Origin of the sequence: Devosia sp. (genome assembly GCF_017307565.1) — a bacterium.
In the GTDB taxonomy this organism is placed as follows: Bacteria; Pseudomonadota; Alphaproteobacteria; order Rhizobiales; family Devosiaceae; genus Devosia.
Window position 1 is genome coordinate 1 of the sequence record NZ_JAFKHD010000137.1, and the last position, 1,139, is coordinate 1,139.

Genomic DNA, 1,139 nt, shown 5'->3' on the forward strand with positions numbered 1-1,139 from the left:
CCGGCGGTGATCTTCATCGGCGAGGCGGTGGCGCATGGCGACTGGGCCGCGGCGGAAGATTTGGCGGTCGCGAAATTCAAGGTGGCATGAATGGACATTCTCACCGGCAACGAGCTCACCTCGGGAGCGACGGTCTATCTGTCTGCGTCCGGGGCGTGGATCGAACCGCTGCAGTCGGCGCGTCTCTTCTCGAAGGAAGAAGTTGCCGAGCGCGACGCTGCACTGGCCGCGACCAAGGCCAATGGCCGGGTCATCAGCCTTGAAATCGAAGAAGTTGACGAGGTGGACGGCCAGATCGTTCCCAAGCGTCTTCGCGAACGTATTCGTGCGGCAGGCCCCACCGCGCCGCTTACTCTCAATGGGCAGGCTTACGACCGCCAGCATCTGGGTGAGGACGGTCATGTATCGATATGACGAATTTGACGCCGCGTTTGTCGCGGGTCGCACTTCGCAGTTTGCCGATCAGGTAAAGCGCCGCCTTTCCGGCGAGCTTTCGGAGGACCAGTTCCGCCCGCTGCGGCTGATGAACGGTCTCTACCTGCAGCTCCATGCCTATATGCTGCGCGTCGCCGTGCCCTATGGCACACTATCGAGCCGCCAGATGCGCAAGCTCGCCCATATCGCCAGGGTCTATGACCGCGGCTATGGCCATTTCACCACCCGTCAGAACATCCAGTATAACTGGCCGAAGCTGAAGGACATTCCGGTCATTCTCGACGAGCTGGCCTCGGTCGAAATGCACGCGATCCAGACCTCGGGCAATTGCATCCGCAATGTCACGACGGACCAGTTTGCCGGTGCCGCTGCCGACGAGATCATTGATCCGCGTCCGGTTGCCGAAATCCTGCGCCAGTGGTCGAGCCTTCATCCGGAATTTTCGTATCTCCCGCGAAAGTTCAAGATCGCCATTACCGGTGCGCCGCACGACCGCGCAGCCATCCGCTTCCATGATATCGGCCTGCAGGCTGCCGTGAACGGTGCCGGCGAAATCGGGTGGGAAGTCTGGGTTGGCGGCGGCCTTGGACGCACGCCGATGATTGCCAAGCTTATCAATAGCTTCGTGCCCAATGAGCACCTGCTGGCTTATCTCGAGAGCATCATGCGCGTTTACAACCGCTATGGCCGCCGCGACAACAAGT

General features: G+C 60.8%; 2 protein-coding genes. Both read left to right on the forward strand.

Annotation, left to right across the window (positions count from 1 at the left end; genetic code table 11):
• Positions 1-90: 90 nt before the first annotated feature.
• The gene (locus tag J0I64_RS03720) at positions 91-414 is read left to right on the forward strand and encodes a DUF2849 domain-containing protein (RefSeq protein WP_291406268.1); all 324 of its coding nucleotides are present in this window, start codon (positions 91-93) and stop codon (positions 412-414) included.
• A partial coding sequence (locus J0I64_RS03725; RefSeq protein WP_291406269.1) for a nitrite/sulfite reductase occupies positions 401-1,139 on the forward strand: 739 nt, incomplete at its 3' end. The genes J0I64_RS03720 and J0I64_RS03725, both read left to right, overlap by 14 nt.